Genomic DNA, 13,951 nt, shown 5'->3' with positions numbered 1-13,951 from the left:
CAGATTTCTTAGCTCTCGGAACAAATAAATCTCAAATATTTCTTCAGATGATTGGTATCGTAGTTGCGATCGCAAAAGACCGACTGAAAGCTCATCAGAGTTACAAAACTTGTTCGTTTTTTCTAGCTTTAAATGACTGGCAATACCTTGGATGCTCCGGTCCTAGCGGGCGGATTACACACAACAAGTGAGTGTGGGCTGTGCAATATAAACAACTTCTACACACATGTACATTGCACAGCTATTTTCCGTTTTGCACACTTAGTGTCCAAAAACACCCATACAAATTCTCAGCATTCAAAGAGCTATTGTTGAAAGCTTGACGTAATAGGGTCTTACATAGGAGTGTTAGACGACATCGTGTCGCTTTTCTGTCCAAATCAGGGGTGTTAGACGACACTTGACATCTAATATTCTGCATAGGGGAGTTATGCGTCAGTCTGTCGTATAACTATAGTTATGCTGATTTCAGGAATAGTAGTACAGAAAATTCATGCCATAAAGTACTCGTGTCAAATCCAACTTCATTTCGACTGCCTTGTACGTTACGCCTCAAAAAGACTTTAGGGAAGTCTGATGCAATAGTTGAATGTACTGAGCTTTCTATCCGAGAGTTCATTGTGAATTCCTCAAGAGCAACAAGCGCTCATCAGTATATTCAGGAATTATCAGCCAAACATAGTATTAGAGTGGATGATTCTGAGATGCCCTTTCTGAGGAGCCATATCTCACAACTCTATATTATTAGTGTTTATGCACAGGCAGAAGAATTCTTAGAAGGTTTTCGAGATGAGCATCCTCTCTCAACGGATTGGCGATATGAGAAAAAAGATGATCTGCTCAAAAGCATTCTCAAGAATATTTGTCAAGATTATCAAGCAGCAAAAAGACTTGTTGGTTCTTTAGAAGTTGAATTATTTGATCACTATAGAATGGTGCGAAATCGATTTGTTCATGTTGACATTGATGTATCAAAAATAGATTCCAAAGTTTTGCATCTTCAAGAAGAAGTTAAAGCGCACAGCAGTTACGGTAAATTAAATGCCCCGAATAAATATTCGGATATGTCGTTTGATGATTTTATTCTATTTACTCGTGTTGTCAAACAGCTTGCTTTCAAGCTATGTCAAGCTAGTAGACCTTCAGATCGCCAGCTTGCTGATACTGTATTCAAAATCATTCAATCTGAGAACTCTCCGTTATCGCTTCAGAAGCTAAAACAACTCAAGTGTAATCCAGACCGAGTAAAGAATTGTCTTGAAACACTCTTGCGGAAACTTTATGGCTTAGATAAACTAGAGTCCAGTCCAATTATACGGATGATTCAATCCGAGCTGCTAGCTTAATCGGTAAAGCACCCTCCTCCATCAGTGTATTCTGAGTAGTGCCTTGACGAAGGGGGTGATTGAGGTTCGAGTCCTCAGCGGTTCATCCTTATTTGTCCTGAGACCATTAGCATAACAATCCCGTTGCACACCGACCGTTGAAAGATTGTCGGTTGCAGTTCGAGGTTATCTGCGGCAGGTGAACGGGGTCGTTATCTTCCCTACCAGTATCATTGAAGCTCAATCAATATTCAGAGTGTAGTTTTACTGAATTTGCTGTAATTTCATCTGTGATTGGTGTGTGGCTGAATCTGGTAAAAGTTTGTGAGAATTCCAGACATAGCTGTGCAGAGACAGACAGTACGCAGTAAAAAAATGACACCTAACTATACAAGCCCACCCTGGAACGGGAATACGTCTCTAAAGCCTAGTAGAATTGCCTGAGAAGGGATACAAGCTTGATAACCTTGCGACAGTAATTGTTACTCTGCGTCATTTATCCATGCAATGTACAGCTGTATTTTTTAGGTGTGATATCAGGGCTTGGTATTGGAGTTGCGATCGCAATTTGTATCCCGCAACTCCAATACCAAAACACTCACAAACCTGCGGCCTTGTCATTGGTCAGCACCTTGCGCTCCGAACCCCCGAACCGCAGCCACCAGCAAGGATTGAGTTGGTTGTCGCAGATGGCGTACTTGGGGAGGTTCACTCCCACGATCAGGCCAGAGCCAGCTAGGAACACAACCAAGAGGACAAGGATTGCCGACGAGTTCGCCATCAGGGATAGACCCCGGTTAATTTTGTTGATCGTTCGCTCATGCCCCTGAAGCTTCAACTCCCTGGCTTGGATGATAAATACCTCTTCTTGGGCAATCGCTCTCATTCGGTGGGCGATGTCTCGGTAGATGAGGTCGTCGAAGCTGGTAGTGCTGTTTGTTTGGCTTGAGCTGCTAGCCGCTCTCTTAGCCTGGAGGTGAACGGCCCAGGCTTTTTTGCTAACTCGTCTGGTTCCTCCACGACTGCTTTCTGCACACGGGCATTTTGAAAGAGGTGATTGAGTCGATTCATGTAAGCTCCCGTAACATCGGTTTGCAAGTCATCGCCATATCCATCCAGAGACCGTAGTACCCGTTCCCCATCCTCATCCGCGATTTTCTCGGCGCGTTCCAAGATATGGTCTGTGCCATCTAATTTTTCAGCAACTGGCTCAGCTTCAACGGGCACCACCTCTGCCTGCATTTGCTGCCATGCTTCGGTATAGGTGATTGCTCCGCTTTGCTTGTGCTGCACCACCTCCTTCAACATCTCAATATCTGATTCAGAGAATTCCTCTATCTCTCCTAGCCCACAGATACCGCGAAGTTCAATGAGGTCTTCTTTGCTGATCTGTAGGGTCTTGAGGGTCTTGCTAAAACTTTGATTACTCATTTTCTAGTCAAACTCCAATTCAGGTTCATCTTCGTCTGGGTCACAATTTTGAGGGGACATATCAGCAGAGGTTGTTGCTTGCACCACCTGGCTAGCAGAAACATACCCATTTTTTTGGCATTGGTTCAGGGCTTCTCGGTGCCAACCTCGTATTTCATCCAATGAGTGGGCAATCGCATCTTTTACTTCCTGCTCAGAACCAGTGGTCATAGCAATGTGCAACGGCTCAAATACATCCACTAACACCAGCCCAGCTTTTTCACTGAACTTCCCCCCGTAAAAAGCTCTAGCAGATTTCATCACAAGGGCTTCTCTGGAACCTACTATTGGTTGCCGCCGAATCCTAATATTTGTTCTACTTTGCTCCGACATATTCTTTTACTCCTTTGGGTGTCCAGGTGCGCCCGGTTACGTGTAGATGCAACATCCAAACATCGATGGCTCTATAGGCCCACTGGGTATTAATCTCTTCAAACTCATCCGATAGCTGCTTGATAGCCCCATTGAGGGGTTTAAACGCACTACCAAACAGGGCCTTGAATCGGCTTTTGTAGATGGGGGCATTCCCACCCACCAAGTAAAACGCTTGGGCCTGCTTTATCCCCCGGTCGCTATCAATACGTTGCTTAATCTCACCCCAGTTTTTGTTGAACCCTTCCCTTGTCTGAGTCAATTTCTGCTCTAAGCGGTGGGGCTTGATGAGTGCGGCTAATTCTTTTCTGGCCTGGTCCTGCTTGTTGGGTTTATCCATCAATGCCAGAAACCGGAAGACGGCTTTTGCCCCCTGCACATCATCCGTAAAGTGCATCACTGAATTCACTATCGAAGACATCCCCAACCCTTCAAAGGTTTTGGACTTCGGGTAAGCCAGTGGTCGGCCATCCTCCACGGCAATAAAGTTGGCATCCTTATGACCGCAGACTCCGACATAAGCTGTGATATCCGGTGGGGGTATCGTTGCCATCCCTGCCCCCTCCATATACCCCTTGGCATCTACAGCTGCAAAATCAATATGGCGACCGTTGTACCCAAACCCACCCAGCAGACATGAGAGGAGGTCACTCTCCAAGTCTGCATACTCAGTCCACTCACTGATCGGTAGCATAAAGTTGATGACGAGCTTGACCCGATCTGGGGATAGCTCTGGGACTCGATCCAGGGCCAAACCTACGAAAGCAAGCACCTTGGGGACCAGCAGATCGGCCTTACTCATGTTTGGGTCAGTCTTCGTCCCGGCATGGCCTGGTATCTCGCCCACAATGCGGAAGACCCAATCACTACCCTGCCTGAAGGTCACCCGTGACGTTTTGGTTGTACTTCTCCTCTTATCGTTTTCATAGTTGCTCTGCATCAAGAAGCCAACGTTAGGAGGTTGATGGATAAATCCCTCATAGGTTCCTCCATCAAAGTCAGCCAAGAAAAATCCACGGGTTGATGATGACCCAGTATCAATGTTGAGATGCAATATTGCACCCTGAGAAAAATTCATTGTGACGCTCCAAAAGTTTCAAAAATCTTTCACGTCACAACATTACCCAGAATAAAAAAAGTTGAGCCGACTGCAATAGCCTTTTTTTGGCAACAAATAGCCAACCATAGCCAACCATAGCCAGCCATAGTCAAGACATGACTTTTAATAGCCAAAGAATGATAAATAATAGCCAATTAATGTGGAAATATGTTCCTAAAAAACACCCTCTGGCTCACTCCAAAAAATCCTGGAAAAACACCCCTCAAATGCATTCTAGGAGTGGATTACAGCGGATGAAAACTGCGGATCGTCGGAAAAAATTTTAATATATGCACTACGCCCACCTTTTTGGGCATCTCAGAAAAGGCCGAAAACCAAAAATTCGGGGTAATGTTGGAGTGTTGATCTTTTTTGAAAAAGTGGATCAACAACGACACGAACCTTTCAACGAGGTCGAAGAAAATGGGAAAACAATACGTAACAAAATACAAGTTGGAATGCAAGCCAACATTTCCTGGTCAAGAGCCAGTTTGTAGACCAGGTGAACCATATCAAGTCGAGGTGCCACCTATCGAGACGGGTATTCCTGGTGTAACCATCCCCGCTGGCATCAACTCACCTATCGGCTTGCTTAAGTGGGATTTCGTCTTTCTAATGACCGTTTGTATGCTAATTGGACCAATACGCAGGTTACTTGTCAAATCACTTTTACTACCGCTTAGGCTTGGTGCAGCGATAGATACTCAAAGACGATATTAAAAATGTTCAGGCCAACGCTCATCAACAAAGGCAATGCTGCGATTGAGGAGTACTACACAGAAGACGAAGCACTAAAGAACAGTGAGGACGAGTACTACGCACCGGGCAAAGATCCAGTAGTATCGCCTTGCAAGTGGTATGGAAACGGCGCAGACAGTCTGAACCTCAAAGGTGTCATCAATCAGAAGGTCTTCAAGAAGCTGTTCTATGGACACCACCCTCAAACAGGCAAACGCCTACGCAAGAAACCCACGAACGGCCAAGAGCGGTTAGGGATAGATCTCACCTTTGGACCTGGCAAAGAAGCCTCGATCCTCGCCTTGGTCGGTGGGGACCGCAGGATTATCGAGCTGCATGAGCAAGCCTTGCAGAAAGTCTTCGATATCTTCCAGTCCCGGTATACTCAAACCCGTGTCAGACATGGGAATGGGCAGCGCTCCTTGGTCAATACAAATTCCCTGATCGGGGCTTTCATCAATCACGCTACTGCCCGGCCTGTCACCATTGACGGCAAAACCTATTCAGACCCAGCGCTGCATACCCATATCGTGGTGATGAATGCTACCCAGATCAACGGGAAATGGCAATCGCTATCGAATGAGGCGATATTTAAATCTCTGTCTCTTGGCTCCATCTACCGCCACTTTATTGATAAGGGTCTAGCGGAACTGGGGTATACCGTGCGGCCTGATGGCACCATTGAGGGACTTAGCCCTGAAACGGTTTGGCATTTCAAGAAAAGAACTCAGGAAGTAGAGCGGTATCTGAAGAAGTACGGTCTAGAAGATACCCAGGAAAACCGCCAGAATGCAGTCCTGAGAACCCGCAATAAAAAAGAAGACAACACCAATATCCCTGAAAAGATGAAGGGATGGGTTGAGGAACTGATCATCAATGGGTTCACGCTTCCCAAGCCTGCTAAGAAATCCACCTGGGTCCATCGGCCTGAATTAACCCGTGAATACGTAGATAGTGCCATTGCCCACCTACAGGAGCGCAATGCTGAGTTTTGCCATGAGCTAATTGAGCAATGGGTCTTTGATCAGCGCCCGCCCTTCACCTATGAAGAGTTGCAGACTGAGATTGCCAATCACCCGCAACTGATCCGCACGAAGAATGACACCTATACCACTCAGTACGCTTTAGATAGGGAAGAAAAGACACGGCAGCTCTGGGCCGCTGGTCAGCATAAATTCACCCCCATCACCACGGGTAAGATTGAGTTCAATAAGATGCTGAACGCAGATCAGCGTAATGCAGTCCGCAACACCCTCGCTAGCAGCAATCGGTTGATCATTTGGCATGGCCTGTCTGGAGTGGGCAAGACCACGACCCTCAGCGAACTCCAAAAACACATCGAAGCCATCAACCCGGATATCCAGATTAAAGGCTACAGTCCCACCACTAAAGCAGCAGGGGTTTTAGCCGAAGAGTTAGGGATTGAAACCACCACCGTCTCTGGCTTAATCACCCGCAAGTTAGACACCAGCCCAAATCAATGGTGGATCATTGATGAAGCGGGGATGAAATCAGCGGAGCAGGGGCTTGAAGTCCTGAAGCGGGCTGAGGCGGTTAATGCTCGTGTGTTGTTAGTCGGGGACATCAACCAGAACAGCTCTGTCAATGCGGGGTCACCTCAGCGTTCACTGATGAAGGCAGGAGCTGAAACCTACCACATCAAAACAATCCTCAGACAAAAGCGCATTGTCCAGCGGCGGGCAGTCGAGCTGGTCAGCATTGGCAAGCCCTTGGAAGCCTTGAAGCTACTCAATGAGTATGGTCACGTCACTGAGGTCGCAGATCACAGAACTCGGGCCGCTCAAGTCGCTGAGAAATATCTAAGCCTGAAACCCAAGGAGCGCAAGCAGACTCTAATCGTCACGGGCACCCACCGAGAGAGAAAGGCAATCACGATTCTGATTAGAGAAGGGCTACGTGCCGAAGGTGTAATTAAGGGGGAAGACCAGGCGCTTCGGCAATTGGTGGACAAACGGTTAACTACAGAGCAGACCCGTCATCTGAGGTATTACAAAACTGACGATTATGTCATTCCCAATGAGAATTTCTCTAGTCGGCTCCAGAAAGGAAAGCTCTACAAAGTAGTCGGCGTTGATGAAGCCTCTGGGGTCGTCCGTGTCGTCTCTCAAGGGGGGCAATACTCCAGTTTCGACCCAGCCAAGCTGGAGAATAAAACCGTCTTTACCGCTCAGAAAATCAATGTCGCAGTGGGGGACCAGTTGCGGTGGACGAGGAACAATCTACATGGCAACAATGGCGATCAGTTCAAGGTGACAGCCGTCGAAGGTCACAGGATCCAAATCAATCACAAGAAATGGATAGACACATCCAAACCCTTGGAGCTGGATTACTCAATCACCTCCACCACTCACGCAGCCCAAGGTCAGACCTACTATCGAGTCATCTTCAGTGGCACGATTGACCCCACCTCATCAAGAGAACCTTTCTACGTTGCCATCAGCCGACAAAAGCATGAGCTGTATATCTTCACTGAGAACTACGAAGGAATGTGTCGTCAGGTCCAGTGTTCAGCCGCTCAACTCAATCCCAGAGAGTTGCTGGGGCTAGATAGGGAACTAGAGCTACCAGAATTCACTCCCACAGCATTCTGGACACCACAAACGGCAATGGCCGAGCCACCCAAGTCAGGTATTGCGGCTCATCACTGGGAGGAGCTAATTGAAGGCTCGGGGATTCACCCGGATCTGATTGAGCTAAATTGCCACAGCTTAAAGGGTGATTCAGTTTATGAGTATCTGCTAGAGGACAAAATTGCAGAACTTGGAGCAGGTCAGGTCTGGGTCGAACAACAGCAGAAATTGAGAGCCAAGATAGAGCATTGCTGGGACGGCGGGTTTTGGATCGGGGCAGGGGTTGATGCCCAAAGCCTGGATGATCCAATACTTTCCACCTGGGGCAGCTTCAAACCAGATCATCCCCGCTATGACAGCAGTAGAGAGCGCTTTCAGAAATACGAGCATCCCCAGGGCAGAAGCAGAGGGATTTTCCTAACTGAGGTTCCAGACTGGTTCAAAGAATATATCTGTAAGAAATACGACACCACTTCAGCACCTGGCGATCACTTTTGGAAAATAATTCGAGACAATCCCCAAATCCCCATCAAGATTACTGAGGGGGGCAAGAAAACCCTATCCATTACCTCTCAAGGCCATGTCGTCATTGGTCTGCCTGGTGTGAATGCCGGGTATCGGTCCAAGGATGACGAGGGCATCAAATTGCCAGAGCGAAGGTTAAACCCTGACCTCGCTATCTTTGCCGTGCCAGGTCGAGAGATTACATTTATGTACGACCAGGACACCAAACCATCGACCGTGGCAAATGTTAGGCGTGACATGGTTCGCACGGGAATGCTGTTAGAGGACAAGGGCTGCACGGTTAAATTCAGTAAGTGGAGTAGCCTCTACAAGGGAGCTGATGATCTGATCGTTGGAGCTAGCCCCGAAATGCTGGAGCTTGCCATCGATGCCGCTCAACCTTTAGCAGTAGCAACTGCCAAGCACTACGAATATGAGTATCAAAAGCTATATGAGTTTGTGGTTAGACGCGATGGCGAACTCCCCCGCAAGGTGATGAACCTGGAAATCTTTATTGAGGCGTATACCAGAGGAACGACGGAGGATGCCTATAAAACCATCGAGGCCATAAACCCAGATTTGAACCGGGAAGAACTGATGAAAGCTGCTCTCCAGCACCAAGACAAGAAACGCAATGCAGCAACTACCGTTGTCCCCATCCTTGAAGAATTAGCCAAGACAAAAGGCACCAAGTACCGCCATACCTACCAGTACCGGGTAGATAAATGGCTGATTGCTACGGGTAAGCGTGGGCTGACAGTGAGGGACACTGATACGGGTCGCATACTCCTTCAGACAAAAATGGGCCGACTCACGAGAGTATCGGCCCGACCAGGGGTAATTAAGTTGTTTAAATCCACCGTCAAACAGGCTAAGGTCAAGCCCATTCAACGAGCGCAGAAGAACAGGAAGCTTAGCGCCTAGCGGCTGCTGCCACTTTTGGCTTTGGCTTCTGAGTCTGTGCTTGTTCCTTAGCTTGTTTGTGAGCTTGCTTTTGCTCTATCCCTTTTTGAGTCGTTTGAGCTGCTTTGACAAGCTTGTCCTTCACATCCTTGGGGGCATTCTGGTTGAACTCACCATTTTTATAAACAGGCTGTTGAGTTGCCTTATCGACAATCAGCAAAGAGTTACCCTGGTTCCTGTGAAAGTCAAAATGCTGCCCTTCATAGATGGTGGTGCCCTGTGGGGTTTGCTTGCCTTGCTGAGCGAGTACATAGGTTGCAGTGGCAGCTAGAGCTTGAGCCTGCCAGTCCATCGCCTTCTCACCCACGAACTGTTTAGCGTGATCGACCTTCTCGCCAACAGTGGCCTTGACTTGATTGATTTGCTCACCTGTTTTCTGCTTCAGATCTTGAGCCTGTTCATAAACTGGTCTTAGACGGTCAGCAATGGGCTGAAAACGCTCAACCATTTTGTGTTTGAAGGACTCTACCAAATCTGACACTTTAGCCTTGACCTGATTGATCTTCTCGCCAATGTACTGTTTGACTGCCTGGAATCGGTCTTTCATGGTGGATACAAAGTTAGACTGCCATTGACTGAGACGAGGATTATTGAGCTGCGGTTTGGGGGATTGCAGTGCTGCAATCATCTCCTGGGATTTCACTTGTTGCTGCTGCATGGCCGAGATTTGGCCTTCTAGTCCACCAACCTGAGAGCGCAATGCTTCGATTTCAACCTTAAACTCCCCAATCTCTCGTGTGAGTGCAAACTCAGTCCCATGCTTATCTAGCTCAATATCAAAAACTTTTTGGAATAGATCCTCAATTCCTAGCCCCATGCTGTCAAGCCGTAGACCTACGCTGTGCTCAAGCTCCCCAATACGTTGACCTAATGAGGGTTCCTTCAATCTTCCTTGCACGGTATCAGACACCGATTCTAAGGCACTCTTCACACGCTCTTGGGTGTTTTTGACTGCCTCGGAAACCCGCTCATATTGCTGTGGTGCAAGACTTTGCATTTTTTCTTTAGCTGCTTGAGCATATTCCCCACCCGCTAACTGCATCTGAGTGAGTAGTGAAGGGGTATCCACAGCCAAAGCTACAGTGCCATCCTGTTGAGGGATAGGCTGGTACTCCACCTGAATGTTCTCTGCAAGGAACGCATTGGCTTGGGCAACAAAGTCATTTGCACCCTGCTTGATATTCTCCCCTGCTTTCTCAATGAACTCATTCACGAGAGGGCGCTCATTCGATTGGGCTTGGGAGGGTAGTTGCTCAGGTTCGACTACGACTGCATCTACTTCAATAGCTTCTGATTCTAGTGGCTCTAATTTATCAAGGGCTTGATCAACCACTTGGTCAGGTTCAATATCCCAAGGATCAGCGACGGTTGCACGAACCACTTCACCCTGATCCTTGGATTCGATAGCATTCTGTTTAATGTCAATTAGATAGGCCAAACTTTTTGGTTCTAACTTCATACTTTTAATAGCGGCTCGTGAGTCGATTTAGATCTTTGCAATATCATCTTGAGATGCCCGAAGAGCGGTCGGAGACCATCGAAAATCATGGTTTTTACCTCAGGTGATCGCGCCATGGACAAAATGACAATTATCAATAAAGCCACTATTAATAGAGTTGCTTATAAGTAAGCAACTCTATTAATAGTGGGGTACAGAGGTTTTATTCTGACTAGAGATCAGCTGTCAGTCTTTTGAGACTTGGCTGTGTGTTTGGCCGCTTCTTGTTTGCGGAAGCTTTCTGCTTGCATCTCGAAAATGGTGGCGTGGTGAATTAAGCGATCAATGGCAGCCACGGTCATCATTGAGTTAGGAAAGATGCTGTCCCATTGACTGAAAGGTTGATTAGCCGTGATGAGTAGGCTCTTTCGCTCATACCGGTGAGCAATCAACTCAAACAGTACCGAGGTTTCAACATCGGACTTTTGGACATAACCGAGATCATCAATGATAAGCAGATCATAGCGGTCAAGTTTGGACAAGAGACTCTGCAATTCCAATTGAAGTTTGGCCAGCTGTAGTTGTTGCACCAGGGTTGTGGCTGTGACAAATTTTACTCGCTTACCCAACTCAATAATAGAAGCTCCTAATGCAGAGCTGACGTGTGTTTTCCCTGTTCCGCTCGGCCCAAAAATTAGAATGTTGCTACCGGACTCTAGCCAGTGAGTCGTTTGGGCAAACTCCATGAGAGCAGCTGGATTAAGGGTGGGAACATGGGCAAACTCAAAATTGGTCCAGGACTTTCCGTAAGGCAGCTGCGCTTCGGTTAGAGCGCGTGAAATCCGATTCTGCTCCCGACGGCTGGCTTCGCCTTGAGCTAAAGCCAACAGAAACTGGGCGTAGGACCAATTCTCCTGAGTCGCTTGATGCTCGATGCTCTGCCACTCGTCGAGGAAATGCCTCAACCGCAACTGTTTTAGGGTTGTCATCAGCAACTGGTATGGGTTGTCCGGGTCTGCTGTGGAGGAGTTGATCATAGTCAGATAAATCGTGCTGTTGTGAGGTGACGTCAGGATATTGCTCAGTCGAGAGCTTGAATTCAAAGGCTTGTTTTAATCTGCTCAAGGTCAGGGTGGACTGTTCCAGTTGAGTTTGTAGGTAGTCAGCCACCTGAGATTCTTGATCTTGAGTTGCAGCGATATAGAGGGCTTCGGTGATTAATCGTGCGGCCTGGTCCTGCTCAAAATTAGCTTTGAGTGATTCCCACAGCTGATGCCACTGAAGATTGGGCAGTAGCTCTGATTGCCATTGGCAGTAGAGAAACGCGTTTGGCTTTCTCCTGAGACTTTCTGCCACATGCTTGTAATCGATGCTGCGAGCGCGTCTTTTCTTCTCAGAGCCATGGACATGGACCCGCGCCAATTCCACTACGGGAGTGGTGCCTAAGAAACCGACAAGGCGGTCATGGTATAGGTGTAATTTCAAGCGGTGGCCAATTAAGCGAGAGGGGACTGTGTAAAGGACACAGCGGACGGCAATCGTGCTATTGCAGCTGACTTTGGCACTGCGCACTTCATAATCAGGAGTTCGGTATCTGGGCAAGGGCTGTAAGGTGGGCAGCTCCAGTGCAAACCTTTTTTTGGCACTTGGCATTCAGCTTGGCGATGACTTGCTCGATGAACTGCTGATACTCAGCTACCGAGTCAAAGTCAAAGCTGCCTCGACGATACAGGGCTTGGCACAGGCGTCGTTTGAAATAGCCATGAGACCCCTCTATTCCGCCATTCTCATGAGAGACACCCAGATTGTTGCGTGTTGGCTGCATCCGGTAATGGTCACACAGAGTCGAATACAACTGGGTCAGCTGGGGATTGCGGCCGCCAGTATTGCGATAAGCCGCACTCAGACTATCGGTACGATGAATCTTGGGCACGCCACCACAGGCGGTTAGAGCATTTTGTAGCCCTTGGGATAAGCCGATAAAACTTTCTCCGCCTTGAATCACCTGCACGTACTGCCAGCCGCTATAGCTCAGTCGATAGTGATACAAGATATGGTGAAAGGCTTCACCCTGAACCGTCACACTGAAACCTTTGAGCTGAGCGAAGTCTGACTGTCCCATCTCCCCAGGATGATGTTGAATTTTGAACATCACTTCTTTGGGCTTGCCATGAGCTGCCTTCCATTTAGCGGTTCGGCGTTGCACGGTTCTGATCTTGTCATCATATTGCCCAGGATGGTTCTCTTGTAAGGTCTCAAATAGAGTAGTCGCTTCTAATCGAGGCTCACGCTCTAACATCGGCTCAAGTTCTAATTCCCATAATCCATCCAGCGGATCTTCACGGGTTTTCCAGTCATGAGGGCGGCCGCGTTGGGGACGATGAGTACCACTATCAATGCGGTGGGCTGTGCGGGTAGAAATGCCAGCTTTAGCAGCTGCTGTTTCTTGAGAAGAGCCGGATTGTTTTGTCTGCATATAAAGATGAACCTGTTGAGGTTTAATAGGAGCTGGCACTAGAGGTTCCTAATTGCGTAGGAGTACAAACCCTAGTGTCTTTCCTGTATGGGGATATAAAAAATCGAAAGTGACTGATGCTCTCTCTGCAGATGTGATCTCTGGATTGAACTAGATCCTGATTCCTAGAGAAGACTATGCAATTGACAACCTCTGTCTACGTAATTGTCACTCAACTGCATTCACCTCCACTGCTGTATTTTTGGGATCTTGTACCGCTTTCTCGGCTGCATCCAGATCGTTCAGGGTCGTAGTTTCCGGGAGTAGCTGCTTATTACCCAACTCCAAACCACGCGCCCACTGATCACCTTTTTGTAGGATTGCCCAGGCAAGCTGAATGAGCTGCTGCAACCGCTCGGCAGTACCGTTGATCAAGGTTTCGTTGATCTGTTGGCCTTCTTGGGCGTTACCACCATTATCTAAAACGTCCGCCATGATTATTTATCTCCACAATGTTTTGAATAAAGAAATGAGGATTTAGGCTGCAACCAATGCCAAAAGGTCTTGCTCCGTGGGCATCGGTGGAAGCTCAATCTCTCCAATCAGGTCTAGGAGGGTTTGCCCTGCAACCTGGATGTAAGCCCACACACCATTGATTCGATAGCTCACACATTCGTTGTCAGCAGGTTGAGCGTAGGCGACGGGATCAAAGCCGACCAGCTTCCCACCCCGATAGGTCACTGCCGCAACATAGGCGACATCACCGTAGTAGATCTGCATTTCATTGATGACAGTATCTTTCGGCAATACTTCAGTACCCCGTTGCTCAATGGTTTCAATGGCATTGTGATGAGAGTTGGGATATTGAGCGTATAAGTCTGGAGTACTCAGCCCAAGGGATTGAAGGGCTTGTAATTGTAATTCCGTGAACTGTAATTGTGATTCTGTTGGTTCAGTCATAGATTTAGATTTTGAATTCTATGTTTGAACATTACC

Annotated in this window: 11 protein-coding genes and 1 tRNA gene; 3 read left to right on the top strand and 9 right to left on the bottom strand. The window is 47.6% G+C overall.

Going from position 1 to position 13,951, the window contains the following annotated elements; translation table 11 throughout:
• The first annotated feature begins 509 nt into the window (after positions 1 to 509).
• The gene (locus tag AM1_RS33730; RefSeq protein WP_012167802.1) at positions 510 to 1,346 is read left to right on the top strand and encodes a hypothetical protein; all 837 of its coding nucleotides are present in this window, start codon (positions 510 to 512) and stop codon (positions 1,344 to 1,346) included.
• A tRNA-OTHER gene (locus AM1_RS41725) sits at positions 1,332 to 1,431 on the top strand. Before AM1_RS33730 ends, AM1_RS41725 begins: the two co-directional genes overlap by 15 nt.
• A gap of 492 nt (positions 1,432 to 1,923) precedes the next feature.
• Here AM1_RS41725 and AM1_RS33725 read toward each other — a convergent pair.
• The 4 genes from AM1_RS33725 to AM1_RS33710 are packed head-to-tail and all read right to left on the bottom strand — an operon-like array spanning position 1,924 to position 4,245.
• On the bottom strand, positions 1,924 to 2,211 hold the full coding sequence (locus tag AM1_RS33725; protein ID WP_012167804.1) for a hypothetical protein: 288 nt from the start codon (positions 2,209 to 2,211) through the stop codon (positions 1,924 to 1,926).
• Positions 2,208 to 2,756: a hypothetical protein gene (locus AM1_RS33720; protein ID WP_012167805.1), complete on the bottom strand. Its 549-nt coding sequence runs from the start codon at positions 2,754 to 2,756 to the stop codon at positions 2,208 to 2,210. The genes AM1_RS33725 and AM1_RS33720 overlap by 4 nt, the downstream gene beginning before the upstream one ends.
• 3 nt (positions 2,757 to 2,759) lie before the next feature.
• A complete protein-coding gene (locus AM1_RS33715) occupies positions 2,760 to 3,056 on the bottom strand; it encodes a hypothetical protein (protein WP_238549382.1) in 297 nt (98 codons plus the stop codon).
• A gap of 55 nt (positions 3,057 to 3,111) precedes the next feature.
• Positions 3,112 to 4,245 carry a hypothetical protein gene (locus tag AM1_RS33710; protein ID WP_041661385.1) on the bottom strand — a complete coding sequence of 378 codons (1,134 nt, stop codon included), beginning with the start codon at positions 4,243 to 4,245 and terminating at the stop codon, positions 3,112 to 3,114.
• Between the two features lie 743 nt (positions 4,246 to 4,988).
• On the opposite strand from AM1_RS33710, the gene mobF reads away from it, so the two are divergent.
• Positions 4,989 to 9,023 (top strand): MobF family relaxase, encoded by a 4,035-nt coding sequence (mobF, locus tag AM1_RS33700; protein ID WP_012167813.1) that lies wholly within the window; start codon positions 4,989 to 4,991, stop codon positions 9,021 to 9,023.
• Here the strand turns inward: mobF and AM1_RS33695 are convergent.
• The 5 genes from AM1_RS33695 to AM1_RS33675 form a co-directional block, all read right to left on the bottom strand.
• Positions 9,013 to 10,521, bottom strand: a complete 1,509-nt coding sequence (locus AM1_RS33695; protein WP_012167812.1) for a hypothetical protein — start codon at positions 10,519 to 10,521, stop codon at positions 9,013 to 9,015. The two genes, mobF and AM1_RS33695, sit on opposite strands and share 11 nt — an antisense overlap.
• A 218-nt stretch (positions 10,522 to 10,739) precedes the next feature.
• Positions 10,740 to 11,489 carry an IS21-like element ISAcma50 family helper ATPase IstB gene (istB, locus tag AM1_RS33690; RefSeq protein ID WP_012167814.1) on the bottom strand — a complete coding sequence of 250 codons (750 nt, stop codon included), beginning with the start codon at positions 11,487 to 11,489 and terminating at the stop codon, positions 10,740 to 10,742.
• Between the two features lie 590 nt (positions 11,490 to 12,079).
• Positions 12,080 to 13,015: an IS21 family transposase gene (istA, locus tag AM1_RS44605; protein ID WP_071820029.1), complete on the bottom strand. Its 936-nt coding sequence runs from the start codon at positions 13,013 to 13,015 to the stop codon at positions 12,080 to 12,082.
• A 168-nt stretch (positions 13,016 to 13,183) separates the two neighbouring features.
• Positions 13,184 to 13,450 carry a hypothetical protein gene (locus AM1_RS33680; protein WP_012167815.1) on the bottom strand — a complete coding sequence of 89 codons (267 nt, stop codon included), beginning with the start codon at positions 13,448 to 13,450 and terminating at the stop codon, positions 13,184 to 13,186.
• 42 nt (positions 13,451 to 13,492) lie between these two features.
• Entirely contained in the window at positions 13,493 to 13,915 is a 423-nt protein-coding gene (locus AM1_RS33675) for a hypothetical protein (RefSeq protein WP_012167816.1), read from the bottom strand.
• Positions 13,916 to 13,951: the final 36 nt, after the last annotated feature.

This window comes from Acaryochloris marina MBIC11017, assembly GCF_000018105.1.
GTDB lineage: Bacteria > Cyanobacteriota > Cyanobacteriia > Thermosynechococcales > Thermosynechococcaceae > Acaryochloris > Acaryochloris marina.
Note: the sequence above shows the minus strand (reverse complement) of the source record. Positions and strands in the feature narration are given on the sequence as shown.

Excerpts from the sequence above, each read along its gene's own strand:
- AM1_RS33725 (WP_012167804.1), bottom strand. The coding sequence starts at position 2,211 with ATGAGAGCGATTGCCCAAGAAGAGGTATTTATCATCCAAGCCAGGGAG.
- AM1_RS33720 (WP_012167805.1), bottom strand. The coding sequence starts at position 2,756 with ATGAGTAATCAAAGTTTTAGCAAGACCCTCAAGACCCTACAGATCAGC.
- AM1_RS33715 (WP_238549382.1), bottom strand. The coding sequence starts at position 3,056 with ATGAAATCTGCTAGAGCTTTTTACGGGGGGAAGTTCAGTGAAAAAGCT.
- AM1_RS33710 (WP_041661385.1), bottom strand. The coding sequence starts at position 4,245 with ATGAATTTTTCTCAGGGTGCAATATTGCATCTCAACATTGATACTGGG.
- mobF (WP_012167813.1), top strand. The coding sequence starts at position 4,989 with ATGTTCAGGCCAACGCTCATCAACAAAGGCAATGCTGCGATTGAGGAG.
- AM1_RS33695 (WP_012167812.1), bottom strand. The coding sequence starts at position 10,521 with ATGAAGTTAGAACCAAAAAGTTTGGCCTATCTAATTGACATTAAACAG.
- istB (WP_012167814.1), bottom strand. The coding sequence starts at position 11,489 with ATGACAACCCTAAAACAGTTGCGGTTGAGGCATTTCCTCGACGAGTGG.
- AM1_RS33680 (WP_012167815.1), bottom strand. The coding sequence starts at position 13,450 with ATGGCGGACGTTTTAGATAATGGTGGTAACGCCCAAGAAGGCCAACAG.
- AM1_RS33675 (WP_012167816.1), bottom strand. The coding sequence starts at position 13,915 with ATGACTGAACCAACAGAATCACAATTACAGTTCACGGAATTACAATTA.